At 67.0% G+C, this 26,437-nt stretch carries 25 protein-coding genes and 1 pseudogene; 14 read left to right on the top strand and 12 right to left on the bottom strand.

Annotated features, from left to right (window positions below):
• Nucleotides 1-4: 4 nt before the first annotated feature.
• The 3 genes from trmD (at nucleotide 5) to PW843_23385 (ending at nucleotide 1,863) form a co-directional block, all read left to right on the top strand.
• The gene (gene trmD / locus PW843_23395; GenBank protein ID MDE1149510.1) at nucleotides 5-820 is read left to right on the top strand and encodes a tRNA (guanosine(37)-N1)-methyltransferase TrmD; all 816 of its coding nucleotides are present in this window, start codon (nucleotides 5-7) and stop codon (nucleotides 818-820) included.
• Nucleotides 821-863: 43 nt separating this feature from the next.
• Nucleotides 864-1,250 carry a 50S ribosomal protein L19 gene (rplS, locus tag PW843_23390; GenBank protein ID MDE1149509.1) on the top strand — a complete coding sequence of 129 codons (387 nt, stop codon included), beginning with the start codon at nucleotides 864-866 and terminating at the stop codon, nucleotides 1,248-1,250.
• A 178-nt stretch (nucleotides 1,251-1,428) separates the two neighbouring features.
• Nucleotides 1,429-1,863, top strand: a complete 435-nt coding sequence (locus tag PW843_23385) for a hypothetical protein (GenBank protein ID MDE1149508.1) — start codon at nucleotides 1,429-1,431, stop codon at nucleotides 1,861-1,863.
• A 10-nt stretch (nucleotides 1,864-1,873) separates the two neighbouring features.
• Here the strand turns inward: PW843_23385 and PW843_23380 are convergent, their stop codons facing one another.
• Nucleotides 1,874-2,398 carry a PadR family transcriptional regulator gene (locus PW843_23380; GenBank protein MDE1149507.1) on the bottom strand — a complete coding sequence of 175 codons (525 nt, stop codon included), beginning with the start codon at nucleotides 2,396-2,398 and terminating at the stop codon, nucleotides 1,874-1,876.
• A gap of 62 nt (nucleotides 2,399-2,460) precedes the next feature.
• Here PW843_23380 and PW843_23375 point away from each other — a divergent pair, with 62 nt between their 5' ends.
• On the top strand, nucleotides 2,461-3,774 hold the full coding sequence (locus PW843_23375; protein MDE1149506.1) for a hypothetical protein: 1,314 nt from the start codon (nucleotides 2,461-2,463) through the stop codon (nucleotides 3,772-3,774).
• Between the two features lie 4 nt (nucleotides 3,775-3,778).
• Here the strand turns inward: PW843_23375 and PW843_23370 are convergent, their stop codons facing one another.
• The 3 genes from PW843_23370 to PW843_23360 form a co-directional block, all read right to left on the bottom strand.
• Entirely contained in the window at nucleotides 3,779-5,368 is a 1,590-nt protein-coding gene (locus PW843_23370; protein ID MDE1149505.1) for a peptide ABC transporter substrate-binding protein, read from the bottom strand.
• On the bottom strand, nucleotides 5,365-6,960 hold the full coding sequence (locus tag PW843_23365; GenBank protein ID MDE1149504.1) for a peptide ABC transporter substrate-binding protein: 1,596 nt from the start codon (nucleotides 6,958-6,960) through the stop codon (nucleotides 5,365-5,367). Before PW843_23365 ends, PW843_23370 begins: the two co-directional genes overlap by 4 nt.
• 153 nt (nucleotides 6,961-7,113) lie before the next feature.
• Nucleotides 7,114-8,976, bottom strand: a complete 1,863-nt coding sequence (locus tag PW843_23360) for a PAS-domain containing protein (protein ID MDE1149503.1) — start codon at nucleotides 8,974-8,976, stop codon at nucleotides 7,114-7,116.
• A 500-nt stretch (nucleotides 8,977-9,476) separates the two neighbouring features.
• Between PW843_23360 and PW843_23355 the strand changes: the two genes are divergently transcribed.
• The 7 genes and pseudogenes from PW843_23355 to PW843_23325 all read left to right on the top strand — a co-directional run bounded on the left by PW843_23355 (nucleotide 9,477) and on the right by PW843_23325 (nucleotide 15,903).
• Complete coding sequence (locus PW843_23355) at nucleotides 9,477-9,815, top strand: ferredoxin family protein (GenBank protein MDE1149502.1); 339 nt, start codon at nucleotides 9,477-9,479, stop codon at nucleotides 9,813-9,815.
• Between the two features lie 419 nt (nucleotides 9,816-10,234).
• Nucleotides 10,235-10,735, top strand: a complete 501-nt coding sequence (locus PW843_23350) for a CarD family transcriptional regulator (protein MDE1149501.1) — start codon at nucleotides 10,235-10,237, stop codon at nucleotides 10,733-10,735.
• A gap of 184 nt (nucleotides 10,736-10,919) precedes the next feature.
• Entirely contained in the window at nucleotides 10,920-11,735 is an 816-nt protein-coding gene (locus tag PW843_23345) for a hypothetical protein (protein MDE1149500.1), read from the top strand.
• Nucleotides 11,736-11,813: 78 nt separating this feature from the next.
• A complete protein-coding gene (gene moaB, locus PW843_23340; protein MDE1149499.1) occupies nucleotides 11,814-12,350 on the top strand; it encodes a molybdenum cofactor biosynthesis protein B in 537 nt (178 codons plus the stop codon).
• Between the two features lie 223 nt (nucleotides 12,351-12,573).
• Entirely contained in the window at nucleotides 12,574-13,443 is an 870-nt protein-coding gene (locus tag PW843_23335) for a hypothetical protein (protein MDE1149498.1), read from the top strand.
• A 266-nt stretch (nucleotides 13,444-13,709) separates the two neighbouring features.
• Nucleotides 13,710-14,454, top strand: a pseudogene (ftsE, locus tag PW843_23330) (cell division ATP-binding protein FtsE).
• 204 nt (nucleotides 14,455-14,658) lie between these two features.
• Nucleotides 14,659-15,903, top strand: a complete 1,245-nt coding sequence (locus tag PW843_23325) for an acyl-CoA desaturase (protein ID MDE1149497.1) — start codon at nucleotides 14,659-14,661, stop codon at nucleotides 15,901-15,903.
• A gap of 246 nt (nucleotides 15,904-16,149) precedes the next feature.
• On the opposite strand, the gene PW843_23320 is transcribed toward PW843_23325, so the two are convergent.
• Nucleotides 16,150-16,650 (bottom strand): hypothetical protein, encoded by a 501-nt coding sequence (locus PW843_23320; GenBank protein ID MDE1149496.1) that lies wholly within the window; start codon nucleotides 16,648-16,650, stop codon nucleotides 16,150-16,152.
• 200 nt (nucleotides 16,651-16,850) lie between these two features.
• On the opposite strand from PW843_23320, the gene PW843_23315 reads away from it, so the two are divergent.
• Nucleotides 16,851-17,954, top strand: coding sequence for a PA0069 family radical SAM protein (locus PW843_23315; GenBank protein ID MDE1149495.1), 1,104 nt, complete (start codon nucleotides 16,851-16,853; stop codon nucleotides 17,952-17,954).
• 85 nt (nucleotides 17,955-18,039) lie between these two features.
• Here the strand turns inward: PW843_23315 and PW843_23310 are convergent, their stop codons facing one another.
• From PW843_23310 to hemN, 7 genes are all read right to left on the bottom strand, one after another.
• Nucleotides 18,040-19,068, bottom strand: a complete 1,029-nt coding sequence (locus tag PW843_23310; protein MDE1149494.1) for a hypothetical protein — start codon at nucleotides 19,066-19,068, stop codon at nucleotides 18,040-18,042.
• Complete coding sequence (locus tag PW843_23305; protein ID MDE1149493.1) at nucleotides 19,040-19,288, bottom strand: hypothetical protein; 249 nt, start codon at nucleotides 19,286-19,288, stop codon at nucleotides 19,040-19,042. Before PW843_23305 ends, PW843_23310 begins: the two co-directional genes overlap by 29 nt.
• 213 nt (nucleotides 19,289-19,501) lie before the next feature.
• The gene (locus PW843_23300; GenBank protein MDE1149492.1) at nucleotides 19,502-19,927 is read right to left on the bottom strand and encodes a biopolymer transporter ExbD; all 426 of its coding nucleotides are present in this window, start codon (nucleotides 19,925-19,927) and stop codon (nucleotides 19,502-19,504) included.
• Between the two features lie 25 nt (nucleotides 19,928-19,952).
• The gene (locus tag PW843_23295) at nucleotides 19,953-20,396 is read right to left on the bottom strand and encodes a biopolymer transporter ExbD (protein ID MDE1149491.1); all 444 of its coding nucleotides are present in this window, start codon (nucleotides 20,394-20,396) and stop codon (nucleotides 19,953-19,955) included.
• 2 nt (nucleotides 20,397-20,398) lie between these two features.
• Nucleotides 20,399-21,325, bottom strand: a complete 927-nt coding sequence (locus PW843_23290) for a MotA/TolQ/ExbB proton channel family protein (protein MDE1149490.1) — start codon at nucleotides 21,323-21,325, stop codon at nucleotides 20,399-20,401.
• A gap of 73 nt (nucleotides 21,326-21,398) precedes the next feature.
• Nucleotides 21,399-22,058 (bottom strand): TonB family protein, encoded by a 660-nt coding sequence (locus PW843_23285; GenBank protein MDE1149489.1) that lies wholly within the window; start codon nucleotides 22,056-22,058, stop codon nucleotides 21,399-21,401.
• Nucleotides 22,059-22,681: 623 nt separating this feature from the next.
• Nucleotides 22,682-24,076 (bottom strand): oxygen-independent coproporphyrinogen III oxidase, encoded by a 1,395-nt coding sequence (hemN, locus tag PW843_23280; GenBank protein MDE1149488.1) that lies wholly within the window; start codon nucleotides 24,074-24,076, stop codon nucleotides 22,682-22,684.
• 178 nt (nucleotides 24,077-24,254) lie between these two features.
• On the opposite strand from hemN, the gene PW843_23275 reads away from it, so the two are divergent.
• Together PW843_23275 and PW843_23270 are read left to right on the top strand one after the other, a co-directional pair.
• Nucleotides 24,255-24,950 carry a ribonuclease HII gene (locus PW843_23275; protein MDE1149487.1) on the top strand — a complete coding sequence of 232 codons (696 nt, stop codon included), beginning with the start codon at nucleotides 24,255-24,257 and terminating at the stop codon, nucleotides 24,948-24,950.
• 95 nt (nucleotides 24,951-25,045) lie between these two features.
• Nucleotides 25,046-26,176 (top strand): site-specific DNA-methyltransferase, encoded by a 1,131-nt coding sequence (locus PW843_23270; protein ID MDE1149486.1) that lies wholly within the window; start codon nucleotides 25,046-25,048, stop codon nucleotides 26,174-26,176.
• Nucleotides 26,177-26,437: the final 261 nt, after the last annotated feature.

Below are 26,437 nucleotides of genomic sequence, written 5' to 3'. Positions count from 1 at the left end.
TTCCATGACCCCCGGATGGCATGTGACGGTGCTGACCCTGTTCCCGGAAATGTTCCCGGGGCCGCTGGGCATGAGCCTGGCGGGGAAGGCGCTGGAGCATGGCACCTGGTCGCTGGAATCAGTGGACATCCGGTCGTTCGCGAGCGATAAGCATCGCTCCGTGGACGACACCCCGTTCGGCGGCGGACCAGGTATGGTCATGCGGCCCGACGTTCTGGACGCAGCGTTGACCGCCAGCCGGCAACGCTTGACCCAGGACCAGGCGGAACGGGGCCGGGCGATCTACCTTTCGCCGCGTGGGCGTGTGCTGGACCAGGCGTTGGTACGGGAACTCGTATCGGCGCCGGCCCTCACCATCCTGTGCGGACGGTATGAAGGGGTGGATGAGCGCGTCCTGGAAGCGCAAGGCCTTGAGGAGATCAGCCTCGGGGATTTCGTGCTTTCGGGGGGGGAGCCCGCGGCGCTGTGCCTGATCGACGCCTGTGTCCGGCTGTTGCCGGGCGTCATGGGCAACGTCGAGACGGCCGGCGAAGAGAGTTTCGAGCGGGGATTGCTGGAATATCCCCACTACACGCGGCCCGCCGTCTGGCAGGAGCGCGCGGTGCCCGAGGTCCTACTCTCCGGGCACCATGAGAAGGTCAAGGCCTGGCGGTTGGCCGAGGCGGAGCGCATCACCCAGGACCGGCGACCGGACCTGTGGCAGCGCTACGAGGAGAGCCGGCCCAAGGTCGTGAAGAAAGGTCGCCGCAGGCGCGGCGGCCTGAATGGAAAGGATGGCGTTTCCAACCCGGAAACGGCGCCTGAATCGAACATGGAATGACCGCCGTGAGGCTGGCCAGCGTCATCATTTGGAGTGCAATGTCGTGAACATCATCCAGAAGCTTGAGCAAGAGCAGATCGAGAAGCTGACCGCCGTCCGTGCGGTGCCGGAATTCTCCCCCGGCGACACCGTGAAGGTGAACGTGAAGGTCATCGAAGGCTCGCGCGAGCGCGTGCAGGCCTACGAAGGCGTGGTCATCGCCCGCCGCAATGCCGGCGTGAGCTCCAGCTTCACCGTGCGCAAGATCAGCTACGGCGAAGGCGTGGAACGCGTGTTCCCGCTGTACAGCCCCCGCATCGACAGCATCGAGCTGATCCGCAAGGGCGACGTCCGTCGCGCCAAGCTGTACTACCTGCGTGATCGTCGCGGCAAGTCGGCCCGCATCACCGAGCGCACCACCGGTCGCGGCATGAACAAGGAAGCCAAGTAAGGCTTTCTTGGGACCTGTCCGGTACCAGAGTACGAAACGCCCGCTGGCCCCTGCCGGCGGGCGTTTTTGTTTGGGCTGGCTGCCCCAAAAACGCCACGTTTCCGCCCCATGGCCGCCGTCGTCACCCTGCAACCCTCCGCCGCGATGGGAACGCGCATAGGTCGTGAAAGGGGGCACCATGGTTCAGCAATGGTGGTGGGTGTGCGTCATGACCGTGGGGCTGGCGGGTTGCGCCTCACCGGGGCCGGTCGTCCCGCCCCCGCCGCCCCTGACACCGCAGACCTTCGCGGGCGTGGCCGGCAGTGTACGGGGCAACTATCCGGGCTTTCAGATCGACGAGACCTATACGCCCCGCCCGCCTCTCATCGGCCCCTGTTCCGTGTTCGTCTGGGATCGGCCGCTGCCCGATGGCTGGGCATTGCGCGCCAAGTCGGCCTCCTGCCCCGTGCCGGGCGTATCCGCATTCCAGATACCGGTGGACCTGGGCCAGAGCACCATCCCCTTGGCGGACAGCACCTTGGCCCATGGCTGGGACATGCCGCCGGAACCCGACCAGCCGCCCACCGCGCCCTTCGCCCGACGGCCGGCGGTGCAGACGGGGGGCGACCACTGAGCGGTCCGGCCTACATCTCCCCGCCGTCCATCCAGCGCCGCAACTGGTCCCGGCGCGCCTGCTGCACGGCCACGCACAATTCCACCCGCAGGCGTTCCACCGGGTCGGTCGCGGCGGCATAACCCTGCAACTGCGCCAGGCTGGCGGCGATCTCCGCCTCCAGCCGGGCGAACAGGGCCCGGCGCTCCTCCACCGGCAGCAGGGTCCAGATGCCGGAGCGCAAGCGGAAGGGATCGACGCCCACGCTGGTGGCCAGCCCGGCGTCACCGGCCCAGGCGTTCAGCGCCGCCACGCCGTCGGCCGTCAGCGACAGGCGCCGGGTATTGCGGCCCCCTTCCGCCGGCCCGGCATGGATCAGGCCATCGCGTTCCAGGCGCTTGACCGCCGGATAGACGGCGCCCGCACTGCCCTTCCATTCCAGCGAGAACGAGGCGGCGAAGGCGCGGCGCACCTGGAAGGCCGTGTCGTGCCCCCGGTGGTGGATTTCGGAGAGGATGGCCCCCTCCAGCTCCGTGATCGGCCGTGCTGAAACCATGTCGCCTTCCTGGTCGGTTACGCCTATAGTACGAATCGTACCATTGAACGGTTGGTGTCGTCATGCGCCCCTTGATCAGCACCTTTCGCAAGCACGGATCGGTCGTCATCCTGGCCGCCCTGATGGTAGGCGGCGGGCCGACGGCCGCTCCAGCCCAAAACACGGCACCTGCCCCGCTGGACAACGACCGGCTGCTGGCGGCCTACAAGCAGTCCATCGACGACGTCCGCCACGGCCGCTACATGCAGGCGACCTTCGGCCTGCTGGCGCGCCTGGACCTGCCCGACGCCGACCGGATCCCGGACGCCGACGTCTTCGACCAATGGAGCCAGGCCATGTCGTGCATGACGGGCCGGCCACGCTTCAACCCGGCCAAGACGGCCGCCGACTATCACCTGGCGCCCGGCGACATCCCAGCCCTGGAGGCAGCGACGGGTGTGCCGGCCATCCCCGCCATCGTCGAACGGGCGCGGCACACCCGTATCGTCATCCTGGATGAGAACCATCTGGACCCGCGCGGCCGCGCCTTCGCGCTGGAGGTGGCGCGCGCCTTGCGGCCGCTGGGCTATACCCTGCTGGCGGCGGAGACCCTGACCCGGGATGCCGACGACGCCGTCTCCCAAGCCAAGATGGACCAGTTGTCCCGCGACGGTTACCTGCGGCGAACCAGCGGCTATTACACCAGCGATCCGGTCTTCGCCGATTTCCTGCGCCAGTCGCTGGCGCTGGGCTACCACCTGGTGTCCTACGAATCGGCCCGCCCCAGTTGGGACAACGAAGAGCAGCGGGACGAGGACCAGGCGGAGAACCTGGCCCGCCGCGCCCTACAGGCCCATCCCGGCGCCAAGCTGCTGATCTATGCCGGCGAACACCACGCGGCGGAGCGGCCCATCGCCGCCGAGGGCAACGGCGTGGTGTGGATGGCAGCAAAGCTGAAGCACCTGACCGGCATCGATCCGCTGACCATCGACCAGGCGGGGCTGACGCCCTTCCCCATGAACCGCCCCGACGCCGACCTTTACACCCTGGCCGCACCCAAGGCGCAAGCGGGCTCCGTCGTGCTGATGCGCCAGGGGCGGCCGCTGACCGTGGGCCTGCTGGCGGGGGCGGTCGATCTGCAGGTGGTGCACCCACCTGTCGCCGACCGGCAGGGCCGCCCGGACTGGCTGGCCGGCATGGGCAGGGCGCCGGTGCCCGTGCCGGCCTTCCTGCTGCCGGCCAGTGGCACGCGGCTGGTCCAGGCCTTCCTGGCCAATGAGGCGGAGGACGCCGTGCCGGTGGACCAGGTGCTGGTGACGGCCGGCCAGGCCGCACCAACGCTGATGCTGCCGGCCAGGACCGTCCGCTACGCCGTGCAGGACTGGCCGTCCCCCTGACGCGTCAGCCCGGCGGCATGAGGCTGAGATAGCGGCTGGGGTGCATGTTCAGCACATTGTCCCGCCAGCCCTGGACGCGGGTCGACACCAGCACGTGCGAGGCATAGGTGTAGACGGGGATCAGGATGCAATCCTCCACCAGCCGCCGTTCCGCCCGGGTCAGCAGGTCGCGCCGCCGGCCGGCATCCCGCTCCACCGTGGCGGCGGCCGTCAGCCGGTCGAATTCGGCGTCGGCGTAGCCGGCATGGTTCTGCGAGCCGGCGTCGGAGCGGTAGATGTCCAGGAATGAAGCGGCATCGTTGAAGTCGCCGATCCACCCCACCCGCGCCAGGTCGCGGTAGAGCTTGCGGTTGCGGGTGTCCAGGAACACCCGCCATTCCTGGTTCACCGGCACCGCCTTGATGCCCAGGATCATCTTCCACATCGCCATGGCCGCCAGCGCCAGCTTCCGATAGTTCTCGCTGGTGCTGTAGTAGATCTCCAGCTCCAGTGGCTTGGCACCGGGACCGTAGCCCGCCTCCTTCAGCAGGCGCCGCGCCTCCTCGTTACGCCGGCTTTGCGGCCAGGACGCCCATTCCGGCTGGGCGGCGGTCGCGTCGTAGCCCTGGGTCCCTGGCGGCACCAGGGTATAGGCCGGCAGCTGGCCGGACTTCGTGATCTTGCCGGTGATGATGTCGCGGTCCAGCGCCAGGGTCAGGGCCCGGCGCAGCTTAGGCTCGGACTTCCACGGCTCGTGCGTCAGGTTGAAGGCGAAATAGAAGGTGCTGAGGAAGGGCGCGATGCGCAGTTCGGCCGCCATGTTCTGCCGCAGCCAGGCGATCTGCGCCTCTGGGATGTCATAGGTCACGTCCAGTTCCCCGGCGCGGAAGCGGCGCAACTCCGTATCCCGGTTCTCGGTCGGGTAATAGATCACCTTATCCACGGCCACCGCGGTCGCCGCACGGAAGTAGGGATTGCGCACCAGGGTGACGTGGTCCTGGGGCACCGCCTCGGCCAGCACATAGGGCCCGTTGGAAAGATAGCGCCCCGGCTGGGTGTAGCCGTCACCGAAGGCCTGCACCGCCTTTGGGTTCACCGGATAAAGGCTGTGGTGGGCCAGGCTGGCCAGGAAGGGGGCGGCCGGTGCGGCCAGCGTCACCACCAGGGTGCGGGCATCACGCGCCGCCACGCCCAGGGCGTCGGGGGCCAGGCGCCCCTCCGCCACCGCGCGGGCGTTCTTCACCGGGTTCAGGAAATAGGCGTAGCGCGACGCTGTCTTGGGATCCGCCAGGCGCCGCCACGAGAAGACGAAATCGTCCGCCGTCACCGGGCTGCCGTCCGACCATTTGCCGTCGGCGCGCAGGATGAAGGTGTAGGTCAACCCGTCGGGGCTGATGGTCCAGCGCTCCGCCGCCCCCGGCACCGGCCGGCCTTCGGCATCGTAGGTCAGCAGGCCTTCCAGCAGGTCCAGCTCGATATAGCTTTCCGGTTCCCCCGACGAGCACTGGGTGTCCAGCGTTTCCGGCTCCGTGCCCATGCCCCGGCGCAAGACCGTCTCCGCCTGTGCGGGCAGGGCCGTCGCCAGGGCCAATACCAGGACAGCCAGCCACTTCATGGCGCCAGATCCAGGAAGCGGCTGGGGATCAGGTCCAGCATGTTGGGCGTCCAGCCGGCGATGCGGGGCGATACCAGGCGGTGCACCCCCTTGTGGAACAGGGGGATGATGGGCGTGTCGTCCAGCATCAGCCGTTCCGCCCGGCGCATCAGGTCGGCGCGGCGGGTGGCATCGGACTCGCCGTTCGCCTCTTCCATCAGGGCATCGAACAGCGGGTTGCGATAGCCGCTGTTGTTTTCCGGCCCGGCGTCGGCGCGCAGCAGCGCTAGGAAGCTGTTGGCGTCGGGGTAGTCGCCCAGCCAAGAGGTGAAGACCAGGTCCTTGAAGGTCTTGTCCCGCGCCTGGGCGGTAACGGTGCGGAATTCCCGGGCCTCCAGCCGCACCTCCAGGCCCAGCGCCTCCCGCCACATGGCGGCCACAGCAACCATCACCGGGGCGGAATTTCCCCCCGCCGCGTACAGCAGGTCCACCGCCGGCAACGAGTGACCACCGGGCCCGAAACCGGCCTCCGCCAGCAGGACGCGGGCGCGCGCCACCCGCTGCACCTGGGCCAGGCCGCGCCAGGCGGGCCAGCCGGGCTCATACGCCGCGACGCCCGTCCCGGGGGCAAGCGGCGGCACGAAGCTGTAGGCCGGCTGTTCCTCCCCCAGCAGGGCGGCCAGCCGGTCGCGGTCGATGGCCAGGGTCAGCGCCTCGCGCAATTGCGGCGATGATTTCCAGGGCTCGTTACGCAGGTTGAAGGCCAGGAAATAGGTATCGAACAGGGGGCCGGCAACATAGGCGCCCTTCAGCGTGTCCCGCGCCCACGCCACCTGCGGGATGGGCAGGTCATAGGTCACCGACAGGCGGCCTGCCTGGAACAGGCGGGTTTCCGCCGCGCGATCCTCCATCGGCAGGTCGGTCACCCGGTCCACCCGCACCTTGGCCCGGTCGTAGTAATGGGGGTTCCGCACCAGGGTCAGGTGGTCCCCCGGCGCATTCTCCGCCAGGACATAGGCACCGCTGGCGACATAGTGCCCCGGCTGGGTGAAGGCGTCGCCCCAGGCCAGCACGCTGGCCTTCTGCACCGCGGCCAAGGCCGGATGCTGCAGCATGGACAGGAAATAGGCCGTGGGCCGCACCAACTCCACCTGGAAGGTATGGGCGTCCAGCGCGCTGACGCCCAGGCGGCTCACGTCCTGGATAGCGCCCTTGGCGATGGCCTCGCCGTTCACCACCGTCCACGTAAAAAAGGCGAAAGGGCCGGCCGTCTTGGGGTCGGCCAGCCGCCGCCAGGAGAAGACGAAATCATCCGCCGTCACCAGGCTTCCGTCCGACCATTGGGCGTCGGGCCGCAGCCGGAAGGTGTAGGTGCGCTCATCCGGCGACACGGTCCAGCTTTCCGCCAGGGCCGGCCGCGCCCCGCCCTTGCCGTCCGGGGCCAGCAGCCCTTCCAGCAGGTCGCTGATCACGGTTATTTCCAGGGTAAGGTCGGCGCGCTGGGGGTCCAGGGTGTCGGGCGCGCCGCCGATGGCCCGCACCAGAGTTTTCGCCGGCACCTGGGCACTGGCCGAAACCACCGGCATCAGGCACAGGCCGGCCAGAAGCGCCAAAAGCGATCCTCGGACCAGCGACCGCAGGCGAATCGTCCGGACCGGACGACGCGGCGAAACCCCCATAAGCACGGCCCCCAACAGCCCCCGGCCCCCTTTGAACCGGGGCCTCCGCCAACGGTAGTGGCACGACGCCCATCGGGGCAAGCCTCGTCAGCTGTCGCCCGGCCGCGGATCGGCCTTCGCCTTGCGGGGGGGAAGCACCGGCTGGGCGGCGGGCGCCACCTTGGGCAAGCGCAGGAAAAAGCGGGTGCCCCGGCCGGGGGCGCTGTCCACCTCGATCCGGCCACCCAGCGTGCGGGTCACCAGGTTGAAGACGATGTTGAGGCCCAGGCCCGTGCTGCCGGCGCCGCGCCGGGTGGTGAAGAAGGGGTCGAAAATGCGGGGCAGCGCCTCGGCCGGGATGCCGCAGCCGTCGTCGGCGAACACGATCTCCACATGTTCCACCGGCGCCCGGCCGGCGCCGGCCGGTGCCGGCGGCAGCGAGGTGGCGTTGATGGTCATGCGCCCGGACTGGCCAGGGGCGAAGGCATGCAGGGTGGCGTTCACGATCAGGTTGGTCAGCACCTGGCTCAGCGCCCCGGGATAGGTGTCCAGCACCAGGTTGGTGGGGCAGTCGATCACCACGCTGTGGCCCGGCCGCTTCCACTGCGGCCCCAGGCTGATCACGATCTCTTCCAGGTAAGGCTTCAGGGAGAAGATGCGCCGCTCATCACTGGTCTGGTCGACGGCGATGTTCTTGAAGCTCTGCACCAGGCGGGTGGCGCGGCCGGCGTTCACCGTCATCAGGCCGGCCGTCTCCTCCACCAGATCCAGGAAATCCAACAGCGCGGCCTTGCGGGGGGCTGCGGTCTCGATTTCCACCCGGAACTCGCGCAGGCGGTCGGCCAGGAAGGTGGCGGCGGTGTAGCTGATACCCACCGGGGTGTTCAGCTCATGCGCCACGCCGGCCACCAGTTCCCCCAGCGACGCCAGCTTTTCCGCCTGCACCAGGCTTTCCTGGGTATCGCGCAGTTCCTGCAGGGCGCGGGCGGTCTCCTCATGCGCGCGCGCCGTCTCCTCCTCATGCCGATAGCGTTCGGTGACGTCGTTGTAGATGGAAACCCATCCCAGGCCCGGCATGCGGTTGCGGCGAAACTCCACGATGCGGCCCGCCTCGCCGCCGATGTGGATGGTGCCGCTGCCTTCCGCCCGTTCCCCATCCGGCCGCCCCTGGGGCCGGTAGCGCAGCAGTTGCCATTGCACCAGCAGTTCCCGCTCCTCCGCGCTGGGGGTCAGCGTGGGATGGCGGGCAGCCTGCAATTCCAGCAGCCGGCCCAGCCACGGGATGGAGGCGATCGTTCCGGTATCGAACTGACCCGCGTCCAGGCGGATGGTGTCATAGTCGCCCCGGCGCGACTGCCAGCGGGCCAGATCGACCATGTTGGGGTGGGTGCGGATGATTTCCTCGGTGGCGCCACCGATGGCCGGCCAGTTGCGGCTCCAGACCACGAAATTGAAGCGCTCATCCATCACCATGAAGCCGCCGGGCACGGATTCCATGGCGGCGCTGAGCACGGCGGACTTGTTGCGCAGATCCTCCTCCGCCTGCCGGCGGTCGGTGATGTCGTTGTAGCTCAGCACGATGCCGCCGCCGGGGATATGTTCCTCCACCGCGCGATACCAGCGCTCGCCGATCAGCCCTTCGCGCGCGATGCCGCGCTGCGACAGGCGGCGCGCGATATAGGCCTCGGGATCGCCATCGGCCAGCGGCACCTGGCCCGCGGCGATGGAATGGCGCAGCAGATCCTCGAACCGCCAGCCCAGGATGGCGCCGGGCCGGGGGGAACGCGGGAACATCTCATGATACCGGTCGTTGGCGAACACCACGCGGTCATCGGCCCCGAACACGACGATGGCTTGGGAGAACTGCTGCAGCACCGCATAAAGCTGCGCCGCCATGGCCGGATCGGGCCGCGTATCCGCGCCGGCCACCACCGGGGGATCCAATTCTTCCTCGCTGCCGTGCGCCGTCATGCGTTTCCCCGATGCCGCTCGATACGCTCAAATGCCGCCCCTCAGGCGCCGGGCGCGGCCATCCGGCCGCTTGGGGCTTCCTCAGTTTCCAGTCCGCTGCGCTTCCCGGAAACTTCCGGCGGCCCCGGTCGGGGCCTACATCGGCACGTGTCAACACCCCGTGCCGCTGATGTGAAATGTCGTCCTGGCGACGGTGGCGCTCAAGACTATCCGGACGATACGGGAAAATTCAACGCGGCGCGCACCCTTTGCGCGCAAGGCTTTCATGGGGTGCCACGCCGGACAGCGGCGATGTGCATTCATCGCAGTTGCGTCGGCCCCACGCTTGTTTTACCTCTCCCGCTGTCATCCGGCCCGCAATCCGGAGGGCGTGAATCAGGCCGACGTTGCGGGTGCTATACCCCTGGCCGTTATCGGGATATACGTGCCCGGTGCCGTCCCCATGGTGGCTGCCCCCTGTTTGGGCGCCTGGGGAATGGAATTTGAAGGAGAGTGCAAGCATGCCGTACGTCGTGACCGAGCAGTGCATCAAATGCAAGTACACCGACTGCGTGGAAGTCTGCCCCGTTGACTGCTTCTACGAGGGTGAGAACACGCTGGTCATTCACCCCGACGAATGCATCGACTGCGGCGTTTGCGAACCGGAATGCCCGGCCGAGGCCATTCTGCCCGACACGGACGGCCGTGCCGAGCAGTGGCTGGAGATGAACCGCCAGTTCGCCACCCTCTGGCCGAACCTGAACCGCAAGAAGGCGGCCCTGCCCGAGGCCGACGCCTTCAAGAACGTGCCCGACAAGTACAAGACCTATTTCAGCGACAAGCCCGGCAGCGGTAATTGAGTCCAGTCCGGTAAAAGGCACCGCCCGCACGACCGGGCGGCGCCTTTTACGACTTCTCCGCACTTTACGCGGGAATGGCGGCGTCAGTGAAAACCGGCATCGCCTAAATCTTCGGCAGCACCTGCCCAAGACATGCGCGATTCGCATGTCCGACATCCTGGCCTATGCCCGGAACTTAAGTCGAACACGGCCTTGATGGCCTGTCATGGCAACGTCATATCGGTTATAGTCCTGGACGCGAGGATCGGCACGCCGTTCACGAACGCCTAGTGCGTGCCACGTTCCCCCAGCGCCTTCGTGCTGACCGCCCCGTGTCGCGGCCCCCCATGGGCCGCCACCGACTTTTTGCATGCCGTCCCGGCGCCCGGGCCCGCCTGTCAGGCGGGACGCCATAGCCGTTTTTGTGAGAGCCGATCCAAATGACCGATAAGCTCGACTTCGTCACCGGTGATTACGTCGTGTACCCCGCCCACGGCGTAGGACAAATCGTGGCGATCGAAAAGCACGCCATCGCCGATATGGAAGTGGTGCTGTACGCCATCACCTTCGAGAAGGAGCGGATGACGCTGAAGGTCCCGGTGATGAAGGCCAAGAACGCCGGCCTGCGTCGCCTGTCCACCAAGGACCGGATCAAGGACGCGATGGAGACCCTTCAGGGCCCGTCCAAGATCAAGCGCATCATGTGGAGCCGCCGGGCCCAGGAGTATGAGGCCAAGATCAACTCCGGCGATCCGGTGTCGATCGCCGAGGTGGTGCGCGACCTGCACCGCGGCACCGACCAGTCCGACCAGTCCTACAGCGAACGCCAGATCTATCATGCCGCGCTGGAGCGGTTGGCCCGTGAACTGGCCGCCGTCGAGAAGATCGACGAGCGCAAGGCGACCGAGCGCCTGGAAGCCGTGCTGGCCAAGGCCGCCTGATCCGGGCCCTGATCTTAAGGCATCCGCACTTGGTCCAATGGGCATCCGCCCATAGGGGTTACGGTTCGCCAAGATCACTATATTTAGTGGAAAAAGGGGTGATCGGTCTCGATCACCCCTTTTTTCATGGGGCGGCGGCGCATACACTGTCCGAACCCCTTCTTTTGCCGGTCTGACCCCACGCATGAACGAACAGGAACGCTTTGTCGTGCTGGGCCGGCCGCGCCGCATTTGGGCCGTTGGCGCCATCCACGGCGACGTGGACCGGCTGGCGGCCCTGCATGACGATATCGGCGCCCGTTTCCAGCCGGGCGACCGGCTGCTCTACCTGGGCAACCTGATCGGCCGCGGGCCCCGCGTGCGCGACACGCTGGACGAATTGCTGTCCTTCCGCCGGGCCGTGCTGTCCATCCGCGGCGTCATCGTCGGCGACCTGGTCTACCTGCGCGGCGGGCAGGAGGAGATGTGGCAGAAGCTGCTGCAGTTGCAGTTCGCGCCCAATCCCGCCGAAGTGCTGCAATGGATGATGACCCAAGGGGTGGACGCCACCCTGGCGGCCTATGGCGGCAGCGCCTACCAGGGCGTGGCCGCCGCCCGCGACGGCGCGGTGTCGCTGGCCCGCTGGACGGGGCAATTGCGCGCCGCCCAACGCGCCGCCCCCGGCCACGACACCCTGTTCGCGGCCGTGCGCCGCGCCGCCTATACCGAGCGGCGCCAGGACGGCATGCCGGAGATGCTGTTCGTCAACGCCGGCATCGACACCTCGCGCCCCCTGGCGGCCCAGGGCGACAGCTTCTGGTGGGGCGGCACCGCCTTCCCCCGTATCGAACAGCCCTACGCCGGCTTCAGCCGGGTGGTGCGGGGCTATGACCCCAGCCATGGCGGCCTGGTGGCCAACGCCCACGCCATCACCCTGGACGGCGGCTGTGGTTTCGGCGGCGTGCTGGCCTGCGGCTGCTTCGATGCCGGGGGCGAATTGCTGGAAGTGGTGGAAGTCTGAGCCCGTCCGGTTGACGCCGGCCCAGCGGCATCGCACTTAAGGGAAAGCCCGACAGCCCTTTCCGGTGGAGTGCCGCCCTTGTCCCGCATCGATGAAACCCGCCCCTTCCTGCCCGTGCAGATCGCGGTCATGACCGTGTCCGACACCCGCGACCTGGCGGCCGACAAATCGGGCGACACCCTGGTGGAGCGGCTGGCCGGCGCCGGCCACGTGCTGGCGGGCCGGGCCATCGTCAAGGACGACCAGGATGCCATCGCGGCGCAGCTGCGGGCCTGGATCGCCGATCCGGCGGTGGACGTGGTCATCTCCACTGGCGGGACCGGCCTGACCGGCCGCGACGTCACGCCGGAGGCGTTCGAGAGCGTGTATGAGAAGCGAATCGATGGCTTCGGCGAGATGTTCCGCACCCTGTCTTATGAGAAGATCGGCACCTCGGCCCTGCAAAGCCGGGCGACCGGCGGTGTCGCCGGCGGCACCTATCTGTTCGCCCTGCCGGGCAGCCCCAGCGCCTGCCGCGACGGCTGGGACCTGATCCTGAAGTTCCAGTTGGACAACCGTTTTCGCCCCTGCAACCTGGTGGAGATCATGCCCCGCCTGCAGGAGCACAAGGGCTGACGCCCCGCCTCCCGCCCGCCCCTTCCCACCGCCCTTCACCGGCGATTTCGGTGGAGCCGGCCGCCCGCAGTTGAAGCGCCGGGGGAAAACCTGTATCGATTCAAGGCCCGGCCGGACGCGCCCCGCGCGACGTTCCGGCCCTGGTCTCAACAGGCCCCGGAGGACTTGCCGTCCCCCAGGGGAATCGTCAGCACGACGACAGGGGTAGGGGAGACAAGGGGTCATGCCGGGACGAAGAATGCGGGACCAGGAGAACGACCAGATGACGCGCACCTATATCTCGATGGCCAAGACCGGCGGCCAAGGCAAGACGCTGGTGGCCCAGATGCTGGTCCTGCAGCATGAGCAGAAGGGCAGCCCCGTCAAACTGTCCGCCGCCGACAGCGATCCCCTGAACCAGCGCTCCAAGTTCGGCCGCCTGTTCGCCGGCGTGAAGGAACTGGGCATCGGCGAGCAGCTGACCAACATCAAGACCTCGACCGACCCCAACCTGGCCATCAAGTATTGGGACGAATTCGGCCGCACCCTGCTGGAGGGTGGCCATGTGGTGGACGTGGGCGCCAACGTCGCCGCCGACCTGTTCGCCTGGGCCGAGGCGCGCAACGCCGGCGCCCTGCTGCGCCGCCGCAACAGCGCCCCCATCGACCTGATCGTCACGACCAAGGCCGAGGCCCAGGCCATCGAGGACGCCCGCGCCCTGATCCAGTACTCGTTCGACAAGAATGAGTGGCTGCCCTTCGGCCGCCGCTTCGTCGTGCTGAACGAGGTGGCCGGCGGCTTCGGCCCTTATGAGAACGACCAGTCCTTCCGCCGCCTGAAGAGCTTCCAGAGCCAGGGCGTCGGCCTGATCACCATCAAGCGCTGCGAAAGCGACATCTGGAAGCTGCTGGAGAAGGAGTTCATCTCCGTCCGCGACGCGCTGAAGATGACCGACGCCGACCTGGAAAAGCGCTACGGCATCGACGTGTGGACCGGCCACAGCGGCCTGACCGACCTGCGCGCCTGGGCGCAGGAAACCCTGACGGCGTTCGAGAAGGCGGGCCTGTTCCCGACCAGCCAGCGCGCCGAGGCCGAGGCGGCGGAAGCCGGCTGACCGCCCTCCGTGCGATCCAATGCGGTGGCATGAGGTTTAACTCATGCCGCTGTAGGCTGCGACTGCAGCCGCCGGAGATTTTTGGGGAGCCGAAGGCGGACTGAAAATCGAGGAAGCCAAGCCAACGGATGTTGGCGCCCGGCGCTTGAGGTGGGCATTTGGTCGGCACGATCAAATGCCCATATATAACGAAGCCCGGTCACCGCCACCCTGCGGGGCCGGGCCTTCTTCATTCAGCCCGCTTCCCTTGTTGAGGAAAACCGCCCTTGGTTCGTTTCGAGAATGTCGGTCTCAGGTACGGCACCGGTCCGGAGGTGCTGCGCGACATCAGTTTCGAACTGGCGCCCGGTTCCTTCCATTTCCTGACCGGCCCCACCGGTGCCGGCAAGTCCAGCCTGCTGAAGCTGCTATATCTGGCGGAACGGCCGTCGCGCGGCCTGATCACCCTGCTGGGCCATCCCCTGTCCAAGACCCCGCGCCGCGATCTGCCGGCCCTGCGCCGGCAGATCGGCGTGGTGTTCCAGGACTTCCGCCTGATGAACCATCTGACGGTGTTCGACAATGTGGCACTGCCCCTGCGCCTGGCCGGCCAGGATGAGGGCCATGTCCAGGAAAGCGTGACTGGAACTGCTGTCCTGGGTGGGGCTGAAGGCCAAGCTGGACGAGCGGCCCCTGCGCCTGTCGGGCGGGCAGAAGCAGTTGGTGGCCATCGCCCGCGCCGTGGTCACGCGCCCCAAGCTGATCATCGCGGACGAGCCCACGGGCAACATCGACCGCGAGATGAGCCTGCGCATCATGCGGCTGTTCATCGAGCTGAACAAGCTGGGCACCACCTGCCTGGTGGCGACGCACGACATGGTGCTGGTTGATCGCCTGCAGAAACCGGTGATGGAATTGTACGAGGGCAAGTTGGCCGATTCCGGCTGGTGGATGGAAGGTGGGTCCGCCCATGCCGTCGCCGCCTCCTTCGCCGGCGATGTGGCGGCGTCCGACCTGCCACCGGATTTTTAGCCCCGGTTGATCCAGGCCAAGGCCGCGATGCCGGTGGCGTTGTTAAGGTCCCCTTCAGGGTTCCCCGGTTAAACTGCGACGCAATCGGAGGATCCCTCGAAACACGGAGTCGGCTTGGCCGCCGTTTCCTGCTATCCAACCGATATAGACGACACCCGACGCCGGCCGATGCGCCCGGCGCCCCTTGCCGGAGTGAAACGCCAGGTGACCACGCCCGCCCGCAAAACCGCCGCCGCGCAGTCGGACAGCCACCTGGATGAATTCCAGGCCGTGGGCACCCTGCCCTTCATCGCCGTGCACCTGGCCTGTTTCGCCGCCATCTGGACGGGCGTGGCCATGCAGGACGTTATGCTGGCGGTCGGCCTCTATTTCCTGCGCATGTTCGGCATCACCGCCGGCTATCATCGCTATTTCTCGCACCGCGCCTATAAGACCGGCCGCGTGTTCCAGTTCGTGCTGGCCTTCATCGCCCAGACCTCGGCCCAGCGCGGCGTCCTGTGGTGGGCGGCCAAGCACCGCCATCACCACCGCTATTCCGACACGCCCAACGACGTGCATTCCCCGGTCCAGCGCGGCTTCTGGTACGCGCACGTGGGCTGGATCTTCACGCCGCGCCACGACAAGACCGACCTGGCGGCGGTGCCGGACCTGGCCAAGTATCCCGAGCTGCGCTTCCTGGAGCGGTACCACCACCTGCCGGCCACCGTGCTGGGCGTGGCCGTCTGGGCCCTGTTCGGCTGGTCCGGCCTGGTGGTGGGTTTCTTCTGGAGCACCATCGCCGCCTACCACGGCACCTTCTGCATCAACTCGCTGGCCCATGTGTACGGCCGCCGCCGCTATCTGACCGGCGATGACAGCCGCAACAACTGGTGGTTCGCCCTGCTGAGCATGGGTGAGGGCTGGCACAACAACCACCACGCCTATCAGAGTGCGGCCTGCCAGGGCTTCCGCTGGTGGGAAGTGGACACGACCTATTACATCCTGAAAGCCCTGTCGTGGGTGGGCATCACCTGGGACCTGCACCGCCCGCCGGCCACCGTGGTGCGTGGCGAGCAGCGCCTGGGCAAGGCCATCATCGAAAAGGCCGCCAGCCAGCTGGTCGCCACCTTCCATGTGGAGCAGATCGCCGCCCGCCTGCAGGCCACCCTGGCCGATACCCCCTCGCTGGCCGATGTGAAGGCGGAGTTGCAGCACAAGCTGGAAAACGCCCGCGCCCAGGCGGAGGCCATGCTGGCCTCGCTGCATATGCCGGACCTGCACATGCCCAGCCTGCCCGACCTGCACATGCCGTCGCTGCCCAGCATGCCGACCCTGCCCACCCGGGATGAGCTGCGGGAACGGGCGGCCGCCATGTTCGTGCGCACGCCGTCCATGGACGACATCGTTGATCGCGCCCGCCAGTTGCTGATCGAGGCGGTGTGCGCCCGCCTGGCCGTCACGCCGGCCTGACGCACCGATCTTCGCTTGGAAGCAAGGCCGCTACCGAAGAGATTCGGGGCGGCCTTTTTCATGTCTGGATGAGGCCTGACACCAGCGGCATGAAAGTTCGGTTCATGCCGCTGTAGGCTGCGACGGCAGCCGCCGCAGGTTTCTGGGGAACGCAGTGGACCGGAAACCGAGGAAGCCCAAGCCGACGGATGTCGGCGCCCGGCGCTTGAGGGCGCCCTTGATCGGTCACGATCAAGGGCACGGGTATCAGGGCTGGGGCGGCTGGGGCACGTGGACGGTCACCGGCGTCGTGGGCCGATCACCAGGTGCCACATAATCCGGCATGGGCGGGCCGGCGTCACCGGGCAGGGAACGGATGAAACGGTAGAGGGAGCGGACGTCCGCCTCCTCCATCACCCGCATGTTGAACCACGGCATCGTCGGACGGGTCTTCATGGCGCGGACGCGGGCCACCCACTCATCCTCGCTCACATCCCGCAGGTAGAGCCGCAGGTTGACGGCATAGGTCGTGCCCCAGGGCCCCTGGTGGCCGACGGGGTCACCCTTCAGCCAGGCGGTCGGCGGCAAGGTTCCGCCGCTTTTCGCGTATCCCTCGGTATGGCAATCGTTACAGCCGGCGATGATGGTGATGTAGCGCCCCCGCTCCACCGACACACCCGCCGTCTCCGCCCGCCCCGCCATCGCGACCGACAGGCCAGCCCCGGCCACGACGGCAAGCGCCGCGATGGCCCCGCGTTTTCCCATCATGTGCGCCCCACTCTCCCGTCCGGCCCATTCATGCCCGATACCCAGCGTGCCCGCCGGGCGGCGGCTGGGCAATGCGCCAAAGGAAGGGGCCACCATACGGACACGCCACCAGGTCCGTTGGACACCCCAAATGTTCATGTTGTGTTCTAATTTTTCCTGACATAGGCTCCCCTCTTCCGACGTCGTTGGTGGAAGGCGCCATGGTCGACATTCTGGATGATCGCCCACTGAAGGGGCGCGGCACCGCCTCCAACCGCGTGGGACGGTTCGAGACGCACACCCGCATGCGTACTGACGATGGCTGGGCCCGGGCGGGGAACGACGGGTGGGATGAGGACGCGGATCTGGGACGGTCGCCCGTCACCCAGGTGCGGGACGACGCCTCGCGCAGCGTCATCGCCTATAACGACAGCCCGGACGTGCCCTTCGACCGCTCCATCAACCCGTACCGGGGATGTGAGCACGGCTGCGTCTATTGTTTCGCCCGGCCCAGCCACGCCTATCTGGGCCATTCGCCCGGCCTCGATTTCGAGACCATCCTGTATGCCAAGCGCGATGCCGCCCCGCTGCTGGCCAAGGAATTGCGCGCGCGCAGTTACGTGCCCAAGCCCATCGCGCTGGGCGCCAACACCGACGCCTACCAGCCGATCGAGCGGACGGAGGGCATCACCCGGTCGGTGCTGGAGGTGCTGCGGGATTTCCAGCACCCGGTGGGCATCATCACCAAATCGCCACTGGTGCTGCGCGATATCGACATCCTGGCGCCGATGGCGGCGGCGGGGTTGGCCAGCGTCGCCGTCTCCATCACCACGCTGGACCGCGACCTGGCCCGACGGCTGGAGCCGCGCGCCGGGACGCCGCAGCGGCGGCTGGACGCCGTCAGGGAACTGTCGCGGGCCGGCATCCCGGTATCGGTGCTGGCCTCCCCCATGATCCCGGGGCTGAACGATACGGAGTTGGAGGCCATCCTGGCCGCCGCGAAGGAGGCCGGCGCCGCCCAGGGTCACTACATCCTGCTGCGCCTGCCGATGGAGTTGGCCGATCTGATGGAGGAATGGCTGCGCCAGCATGTGCCGGGGCGAGCCGAGCATGTCATGAGCCTGATCCGCCAGTGCCGCGACGGCGGGCGCAACCATGCCCAATTCGGCACCCGCATGCGCGGCACCGGCGTCTACGCCGACCTGCTGGCCAAGCGCTTCCGCCTGGCCATTAAGCGCCTGGGCCTGAACGAACGGCACTGGGGCCTGCGCTGCGACCTGTTCCAACCGCCGCCCCAGGCGGGCGACCAATTGGCACTGTTTTAAGCCCATGAACGACCAAAGGCCGGCCCCCGTGAGGGACCGGCCTTCGTCAAACCACCGTCCGCAATGGGCGGCCAGCTGATAGGGATCAGGCGAACGGGTTGATGCCGGCCTGGATCAGGTACAGGCGCGCGATGTCGCCGCTGCCGTCGGTGCCCTTGATGCTCTTGGCGGTTTCCACCGCCTTGGGCTTCTGGCCGGCGGCCAGATAGGCCTGGACCAGGCGCAGCTTGGCCTCATCCGGGTACTTCAGCTGGCCCTTCTGGATGCCGGCGGTGATCAGCTCGATCGCCTTGGGCGGATTGCCCAGGGCCAAATACTGCGTCCCCACCTTGATCAGCGCCTTGCCGTCGGCCTGGGCCTCCGCTTCCTTCACGTCGTCCGGCAGCTTGCGCTGATCGTCATCGACCTGCTTGCCGGCCATGTCGGCCAGGCGCTTCTCACGGTCGCCACCGGCCTTGCCCAGGATGCCGGCCTTGAAGCCCTTGTCCATCGTCGCCTTGGCTTCCGCGCCCAGGCCGTCGCTCATCGCCAACTGGGCGAATTCCAGGTAGGGGCCGCTGTCCTTGGCCACACCGGTCGCGATCTGCAGGCGCAGCACGTCGGTCTGCAGGCGGTTGGAATTGAAGCCCGGCAGCTTCTGCACCGCGCGGATCACGCCATCCCAGCTGTCCGCGTCGGGATAGTAGGTCAGCAGGCGTTCCATCGCCTCGGTAAAGGCGGGCTTGTGATCCAGGTTGTATTCGGCGTTGGCCACCGTCTGCAGCAGCGTCTTGGACGGCTTGCCACCCTGGGCCTGGATCATGGCGCGCGCGGCCTTGGCGGCGCCCGCGTAGTCCTTCTGGTCCAGGTAGATCTGAATGGACAGTTCCTTCAGGCGGCTGTCGGTGCCGCCATCCTTGTAGTACTTGTCCGCCGCCGCGGAGAACTTGGGGTAGGCCTTGACGCGGTAATAGCTCTCGGCGATCAGCAGGTCGCGCTTCACCACATCGGCTTCCGACAGCAAGCCCGTGGCGATGGTGGCTTCCAGGGCCTTGGCCAGGTTCGCCGGATCGTCCAGGCCGCTGTAGGCGGCGCCGCGCAGGTTCTCAATGTTCAGGGTCTCGCTCGGAGACATTCGTGCTGAGCTTGTCGGCCTCGGCCAGCTTGTCCAGCGCGTCCTTGTACTTCTTCGCCTTGATCGCGTCCTTGGCGGCGTTCAGGGCATTGCCGAGCGCCGGGCTGACCTTCTTGGTCTCGGCGGCGTGAGCCGGCGTGACGGGAGCGAAGACGGCGGCGCCACCCAGCGTGAGGGCCGAGGTGAGCAGTGCGGCACGAAGGAAGTGCTTGGCGATCATTCCGTGAACTCTACCTGCTTGTTAGGGGGGCTGGACCGGCGAACGGCCCCTCGAGAAAGACGAAAGTAACCCGGAATTGGGCCGGGATTTGGGAAGGATTTGGGACAAAATCCGGTATCGGGCCATGTTCCCGAAATGTCACGGCCCCAAAAAGGCGACGGCGGCCCCGTGTTCCAAGACCTGCTTGGTAACGAGACCGCCGCGCACCCGTACTCAGTCCATGAACTGTTCAGCACCCACCAGACCCAGCTTGGTCACGCCAAGGCGCTGGGCCTCGGCCATCACCATGGCCACTGTGTCATACTTGGCCAGCTTGTTCGGCCAAAGATGAACCTCGGGCTGGGGCACCTTGGTCGCGGCGTCGCGCAGGTGCAGTTCCAGGGTCTGACGGTCCGGAATGGTGGTGCCATTCCACTGAACGGTATTGTCGAAATCCACCAGAATATTGATCACTTCCGGCGGCGGAGCGTTCGATGGCGGCGGGGTTCCCACCGGCATGTCCAGCTTCACCGCGTGCGTCTGGATCGGAATGGTGATGATCATCATGATGATCAGAACCAACATCACGTCGATAAGCGGCGTGGTGTTGATGTCCATCATGACATCGTCTTCCGAGCCTCCGCCAACGTTCATAGCCATGGCTTAAACTCCTAACTGCCCACCGTCAGCGCTGCGGGATGACCCCAGCCGGCGGCTCAGTGATGAAGCCGATCTTCGAGATGCCGGCCCGCTGGGCCGCCACAACCACCCGGCCCACATATTCGTAGCGCGCGTTGCGATCGCCACGGATATGGACTTCAGGCTGCGGCTTCTCACCAGAACGCTCCTTCAACTTGTTAAGAAGCGTGGTGTAGTCCGGCACCTTGGCCTGGTTCCAGAAAATGTCGCCGTCACGGTTGACCGCAATGACGATGTTTTCCGGCTTCGTCTTGGTAGGCTGATTACGTTCCTTGGGCAACTCGACGTTCACCGTATGGGTGACGACGGGAACCGTGATCAGGAAGATGATCAGCAGCACCAGCATGATGTCGACGAGGGGGGTCGTATTAATCGCGGATACGACCTCGCCATCATCATCACCATCGCCGGAACCGACGTTCATCCCCATGCTTAGGCGCTCCGGGCGGACTTGCCGGCGCCGAGACGACCACCGCTGACCAGCAGGGCGTGCAGGTCGGCGGAGAAGTTACGGACGCGTTCCATGGCCGACTTGTTACGGCTCAGCAGCCAGTTGTAACCCAACACGGCGGGGACGGCGACGGCCAGACCGATGGCGGTCATGATCAGCGATTCACCGACGGGGCCGGCAACCTTGTCGATCGAGGCCTGGCCGGCGATGCCGATGTTGGTCAGGGCGTGATAGATACCCCACACCGTGCCGAACAGACCGACGAACGGACCGGTCGAACCGACGGTGGCGAGGAAGGCCAGGCCCGCCTTCATGCGGTTGCTGATGCTGTCGACCGAGCGCTGCAGCTGCATGGTCACCCAGGTGTGCAGGTCGATCTGGTCGACCAGCGTGCCTTCGTGGTGTTCGGTGGCGCGCAGGCCGTCTTCGACCAGCATGCGGAACACGCTGTTCTTGGCCAGCTTGCTGGCGCCGTCGGACAGGGACGGGGCGGTCCAGAAGGACTTGTCGGCCTGGGCGGCCGAGCGCAGCAGCAGGGTCTGCTCGATCAGCTTGGTGACGATAATGTACCAGGTGCCGGTCATCATGATGACCATGATGATCAGAACGCCACGGGACACGAAGTCACCGCCGTTCCACACGGCGCTCAGGCCGTAGGGGTTCTCGACGGTCTCGGTGGCGGCGGCCGGAGCGGCCACTTCAGCCGCCGGGGCGGCGGTATCGGCGGCCGGGGCAGCCGGAGCGGCACTGTCAGTGGCCGGAGCGGCGGCGGCCGGAGCCGAGCTGTCGGTGGACGGCGTCGTGGTCTGGGCGACCGCGACGGAGGTGAAGGTACCGACAACCAGGGCAACCATGGCGAAACGCACCATGGAACCGGCGGTCAGATTGAAACGCTCCCTAATGCTCATGACAATTCCAACACATTTGGGTTGATGGGATGAGGGCCCCCGCGCGGGCTGCGGCTAGAAGCCCCGGTAACTATTAACGCGCATCCTTGAGCTGGAACCGGTAGGCGAAGTTGCCCCACGCGGGGACGGCCTTGCCGTCCTGCTGCGCCGAAGTGCACTTCCACCGACCAGCGGCGGCCTGCTTCAGCACGGCATTATCCAGACGCTCGGAACCACTGGTCTTGAGGATCTTCGCCTCGGTGATGCGGCCATCGGCATCACAGTAGGCGGAGAATTCGACGCGACCTTCCTCGCTGAGGCGGATGGAGGCCTGCGGATATTCCGGCTGGTAACGCTGGAAGGTGGACGTATCCAGCTTCACGTTCACCGCTGGCGGAGCCGGCGGCGCCGCCGGCGCCACAACGGCCTGGGTCGGCGGCGTCGGCGTCGGCGGCCGGGTGCTCGTCGTCACCGCGATGGGCGGCGGCGGCGGGTTGTCGATCTGGACCTCGACTTCCGGCTGGAACGGCGGCGGCTGCACGTCCACATGCGGCGGCGGTGGTGGCGGCGGCGGCGGCGGCGTGTCCGGCTTAATCTCTTCGATGATCTTGGTCTCAACAGGACCCTTGACCACCTCCACGACCTTGTTCGCAAGGCCGTTGACGAGAGCGTAGACGAGGCCGGCCTGGATCAGGACGGTAGCCACAATCCCGATCAGGCGACTATTTGACGATTGTTTTGAGGTGTAAGGCATTTTCCTGCGATCACATCACGAAGGAAGACACCGCATCGGCAACACGCCAAGACGCATCCGAGCGGAACTGAGCGACGAAAGCAGCGTGGCAGGAGTCAACGACGTCCCGGGCCGCAGCCTCGGCAAGACATCGAAATGCACCCCAGGGGTCGAGTATCACCGACCTACCCACATCTGCCTCCAATTCATTTGCAGAGCGGCATCCGGTGCCTGTAGCGCCCACCCGGTTACTTATCAGCAACCTGATGCGCGCCTGCCCCAAGCACATGGCCCGATTTCCGGGCTTGAACACCGCTCGCGTTCATTGTCGACCTTCACAGTCGAGCCTTGTTGGTTTTTCGTATGCCCGATTTCTAGGACGCACGCAAGCGGCAGGTATGCAGGAAATGACTCTCTCGGTCACTGCCTGTCATAAACCGGCCAGCGTTCGTAATTTCATGCAACTTTCGCGGGGCACGTTAGCCACATTGCTGCGTTGCAACAGCGGCTGGGGGCTTTCCTCCGTTGAGCGGCGGGACTGTTGGTTTTCAGTCTTCTAAGGCCGGGCTTGAAAGTGGGCTGGGAACACCAGTTATCTCGCGGGCGCGTCAAACCGCCCCATCTTGAAAAATTCTGAAAAAAATCTACACGGCATAGCTGTGGCGACCGGATTCCGCACTGAAGTAAGCGTCGAACAGGACGGCCACGCTGCGGACAAGGGGACGGGCCTCTTCCAACACCTCGACCCTGGAATCGCGCATCTTAACCATACCATCGTGGACCAGTTCGTCCAACGCGCGGAGGGTTAGGGGCGTCAGCATGTCGCGCACCGGCACACCATGCCGGCGGCAGGTCTCATCCAGGTCCACGGCGAAGCGGCACATCAGTTGTTCGATGATGTCGGCGCGCAGGCGATCATCATCGGACAGCGCCAGCCCGCGCGCCACCGCCCATCCCTCACCGTCCGCCTCGAAGGCCTTGAGGTATTTGGGGACCTCCACGTGGTTCTGGATATACCCGCCCCGCGTCCGGCCGATGGCGGATGCGCCGAAGCCCAGCAGGGCGGTGGCGGTGTCGGTGGTGTAGCCCTGGAAGTTCCGCTTCAGCCGGCCGGCCTTGTACGCCGCCGCCATGACATCGTCGGCCCGGGCGTAATGGTCCAGGCCGATGGCGACATAACCCGCCGCCTCCAGCGCGGCCGCCATGGCGGCCGCCTGCTCGGTGCGGGCGGTGGGGCCCGGCAGGGCCGCGGTCTCGATCCGGCCCTGGTGGGCCTTCAGCGAGGGCATGTGGGCGTAGCCGAAGATGCTGAGCCGGTCGGGGGCCAGTTCCAGGGCCTGGGCCACAGATTGGACACAGCTTTCAACCGTCTGGTGGGGCAGGCCGTAGATCAGGTCCAGGTTGATGCCGCTGACGCCGGCCGCCCGCAGCCGGGCGACGGCGTCGGCCGTCACCGCATAGGGCTGCACCCGGTTGATGGCGCGCTGCACCCGATCGTCGAAGCTCTGCACCCCCAGGCTGGCGCGGGTGACACCGGCCTGTCCCAGTGCCGCCGCCATGGCGGGGATCAGGGTGCGGGGATCGATCTCCACCGCGATCTCCGCCGTGGCCGCCGGCCGGCCGAAACGGTCGGCCAACCGCGCCATCAGCGACAGGAAGGCGTCGGGCGGCAGCAGCGTGGGCGTGCCGCCGCCGAAATGGATGTGGGTGACGGGCGGCAGGCCGCTGCCCCGGGACAAGGCAGGGTCCGGGACCAGGGCACCGGCGACGGCATCGATCTCCGCCTCCAGCGCCGCCTGATAGCGACGGATGGGCGCCTCGTGCCCGACCACGGCGGTGTGGCAGCCGCAGTACCAGCACATGCTGCGGCAGAAGGGCACGTGCAGGTAGAGCGACAGGGTATCGGCCGCAGTGAGCCCGCCGAGCCAGCGCCGATAGTCGTCCGCCGTCACCGCCGCGCTGAACTGCGGCGAGGGCGGATAGCTGGTGTACCGGGGAACCCGCTGGTTGCGGTATTTGGCGATGAGGTCCGGACGCATCGGGCTGACCATAATAGTGCGGTGGGCTGAACAATCCGGCGCCGATCTTGAGCCGAATGCGTCGGTCGCAAAATGATCTGCCTCAACCGGAGGCGCCGAAGGGGCCGCCCCCGGGCTTGCAGCGGATGAATCCCGCCGCCATCATGCGGACCCGTTCTTTCCTGGAAATCCGCGCCCGATGCCCCGCCCCCGCAAAACGCCCGCCACCTCGGAGATCATTGTCCGCCTGGGGCCCCCCACCCTGCGGCATGAACTGGACGCCGGCCATGCCCACGACACCCTGGTGTGCGGCGTGGACGAGGCCGGGCGCGGCCCGCTGGCGGGTCCGGTGGTGGCGGCCGCCGTGATCCTGCCGGTGGGCGCGGAGGCGCCCGCCTGGTGCGCCGGCATCGACGACAGCAAGAAGCTGAAGGCCGCCGCCCGCGATGCCCTGTTCGAGACCATCCGGGCCCATGCCCGGGTGGGCGTCGGCATCGCCACCGTGGAGGAGATCGACGAGATCAACATCCTGCAGGCGACCTTCCTGGCCATGAGCCGGGCAGTGGCGGAACTGGCGGCCGATGGCGGCCCCGCCCCCACCACGGCGCTGGTGGATGGCAACCAGCGGCCGGCGGGCCTGTGCTGCCCGCGCATCACCACCCTGGTCAGTGGTGACGCGCTGAGCCTGTCCATCGCCGCCGCGTCGATCATCGCCAAGGTCACCCGCGACCGCCTGATGACCGAATTGGCCCTGGCGCACCCCGGTTACGGGTGGGAAAGGAACGCCGGTTACGGAACGGCCGAACATCGGGGTGCAATCAAGATGTTGGGGGTCACGCCCGTTCACCGCCGTACATTTGCTCCAATCTCAGAACAACTCGCCCTAAACCTTTGACTCTACTGACTCTTGGCTAAAAATATACATTGACGGCGACTCGGGGCCGACTCATTGTCGGCCGAAATCACAACCGATTCGGCGAAATATTCCCCATGTTGAAGACCATCGATTCCCGCGCCAAGGGCGCCAAGACGCGTGAAGCCACCCCCGTGAACCGCATCATGGTGGGCGACTGCGTGTCCTTGATGCAGGGCCTGCCCGCGGGTTCGGTCGATATGGTGTTCGCCGACCCGCCCTATAACCTGCAGTTGTCCGGCGACCTGATGCGCCCCAACCACACCCGGGTGGACGGGGTGGATGAGGAATGGGACCGCTTCGCCGACTTCGCGACCTACGACCGCTTCACCCGCGACTGGCTGGCCGCCGCCCGCCACGCCCTGAAGGACGACGGCACCCTGTGGGTGATCGGCAGCTACCACAACATCTTCCGCGTGGGCGCCATCCTGCAGGATCTGGGCTATTGGATCCTGAACGACGTCATCTGGCGCAAGACCAACCCCATGCCCAACTTCCGGGGCAAGCGGTTCACCAACGCCCACGAGACCATGATCTGGGCGGCCAAGTCGCAGGATGCCAAGTACTTCTTCGCCTATGAGGCGATGAAGAACCTGAACGACGAACTGCAGATGCGCAGCGACTGGCTGTTCCCGCTGTGCACCGGGTCGGAGCGCCTGCGCGACGCCGACGGCAACAAGGCCCACCCGACGCAAAAGCCCGAGGCCCTGCTGTACCGCGTGCTGTCCAGTTCCACCCGCGTGGGCGACACCGTGCTGGACCCGTTCTTCGGCACCGGCACCACCGGCGCTGTGGCCAAGCGCCTGCGCCGCAACTGGATCGGCATCGACCGGGAGAAGACCTACGCCGAAGTGGCGATGTCGCGCATCGCGTCCGTCGAGCCCGCCGCCGAAGCCGAACTGCTGGAGCCGCCGACCAAGCGCACCCAGCCGCGGGTACCCTTCGGCTGGCTGGTGGAGCGCGGCCTGCTGCAGCCCGGCACCACCCTGTACGACACCCGCCGCCGCCACAGCGCCCGCATCAAGGCCGACGGCACCCTGGTGGGCGCCAACCACCTGGGTGAGCACAACGGTTCCATCCACAAGGTGGGTGCGGCCATGCAGGGCCTGCCGGCCTGCAACGGCTGGACCTTCTGGCACTATGTCGAAGGCGGCCAGCTGGCCCCCATCGACATGCTGCGCCAGCGCGTCATCGCCGAGATGCATTGATCAAACCCGCCCCTCATGCGCCGGGCGCGGGCATCCGCCCGCTGGGCTTCCTCGCCTTTCAGTCCACTGCGTTCCCCGAAAGGCTCCGGCGGTGCCGGTCGGCACCTACAGTGGCATGAAGTTCTCATGCCACTGGTTCCGCGCCGCCCTCAAGCGCCGGGCGCCGGCATCCGCCGGCTGGGCTTCCTCGCCTTTCAGTCCACTGCGTTCCCCGAAAGGCTCCGGCGGTGCCGGTCGGCACCTACAGTGGCATGAGGTTCT

The sequence above is a fragment of the Azospirillaceae bacterium genome (assembly GCA_028283825.1).
In the GTDB taxonomy this organism is placed as follows: domain Bacteria; phylum Pseudomonadota; class Alphaproteobacteria; order Azospirillales; family Azospirillaceae; genus Nitrospirillum.
The sequence above is the reverse complement of the archived record's forward strand: the minus strand, read 5'-3'. Positions and strand labels throughout refer to the sequence as shown.

Bases quoted from the DNA above. Each gene is read 5' to 3' on its own strand.
- PW843_23385 (MDE1149508.1), top strand. From the start codon at position 1,429: ATGGTTCAGCAATGGTGGTGGGTGTGCGTCATGACCGTGGGGCTGGCG.
- hemN (MDE1149488.1), bottom strand. From the start codon at position 24,076: ATGCGTCCGGACCTCATCGCCAAATACCGCAACCAGCGGGTTCCCCGG.
- PW843_23310 (MDE1149494.1), bottom strand. From the start codon at position 19,068: ATGTCTCCGAGCGAGACCCTGAACATTGAGAACCTGCGCGGCGCCGCC.
- PW843_23335 (MDE1149498.1), top strand. From the start codon at position 12,574: ATGCCGGGACGAAGAATGCGGGACCAGGAGAACGACCAGATGACGCGC.
- PW843_23370 (MDE1149505.1), bottom strand. From the start codon at position 5,368: ATGAAGTGGCTGGCTGTCCTGGTATTGGCCCTGGCGACGGCCCTGCCC.
- trmD (MDE1149510.1), top strand. From the start codon at position 5: ATGACCCCCGGATGGCATGTGACGGTGCTGACCCTGTTCCCGGAAATG.
- PW843_23275 (MDE1149487.1), top strand. From the start codon at position 24,255: ATGCCCCGCCCCCGCAAAACGCCCGCCACCTCGGAGATCATTGTCCGC.
- PW843_23315 (MDE1149495.1), top strand. From the start codon at position 16,851: ATGGTCGACATTCTGGATGATCGCCCACTGAAGGGGCGCGGCACCGCC.
- PW843_23375 (MDE1149506.1), top strand. From the start codon at position 2,461: ATGCGCCCCTTGATCAGCACCTTTCGCAAGCACGGATCGGTCGTCATC.
- PW843_23350 (MDE1149501.1), top strand. From the start codon at position 10,235: ATGACCGATAAGCTCGACTTCGTCACCGGTGATTACGTCGTGTACCCC.
- PW843_23295 (MDE1149491.1), bottom strand. From the start codon at position 20,396: ATGGGGATGAACGTCGGTTCCGGCGATGGTGATGATGATGGCGAGGTC.
- PW843_23360 (MDE1149503.1), bottom strand. From the start codon at position 8,976: ATGACGGCGCACGGCAGCGAGGAAGAATTGGATCCCCCGGTGGTGGCC.
- PW843_23345 (MDE1149500.1), top strand. From the start codon at position 10,920: ATGAACGAACAGGAACGCTTTGTCGTGCTGGGCCGGCCGCGCCGCATT.
- PW843_23355 (MDE1149502.1), top strand. From the start codon at position 9,477: ATGCCGTACGTCGTGACCGAGCAGTGCATCAAATGCAAGTACACCGAC.
- PW843_23285 (MDE1149489.1), bottom strand. From the start codon at position 22,058: ATGCCTTACACCTCAAAACAATCGTCAAATAGTCGCCTGATCGGGATT.
- PW843_23270 (MDE1149486.1), top strand. From the start codon at position 25,046: ATGTTGAAGACCATCGATTCCCGCGCCAAGGGCGCCAAGACGCGTGAA.
- PW843_23290 (MDE1149490.1), bottom strand. From the start codon at position 21,325: ATGAGCATTAGGGAGCGTTTCAATCTGACCGCCGGTTCCATGGTGCGT.
- PW843_23305 (MDE1149493.1), bottom strand. From the start codon at position 19,288: ATGATCGCCAAGCACTTCCTTCGTGCCGCACTGCTCACCTCGGCCCTC.
- PW843_23380 (MDE1149507.1), bottom strand. From the start codon at position 2,398: ATGGTTTCAGCACGGCCGATCACGGAGCTGGAGGGGGCCATCCTCTCC.
- PW843_23300 (MDE1149492.1), bottom strand. From the start codon at position 19,927: ATGGCTATGAACGTTGGCGGAGGCTCGGAAGACGATGTCATGATGGAC.
- PW843_23320 (MDE1149496.1), bottom strand. From the start codon at position 16,650: ATGATGGGAAAACGCGGGGCCATCGCGGCGCTTGCCGTCGTGGCCGGG.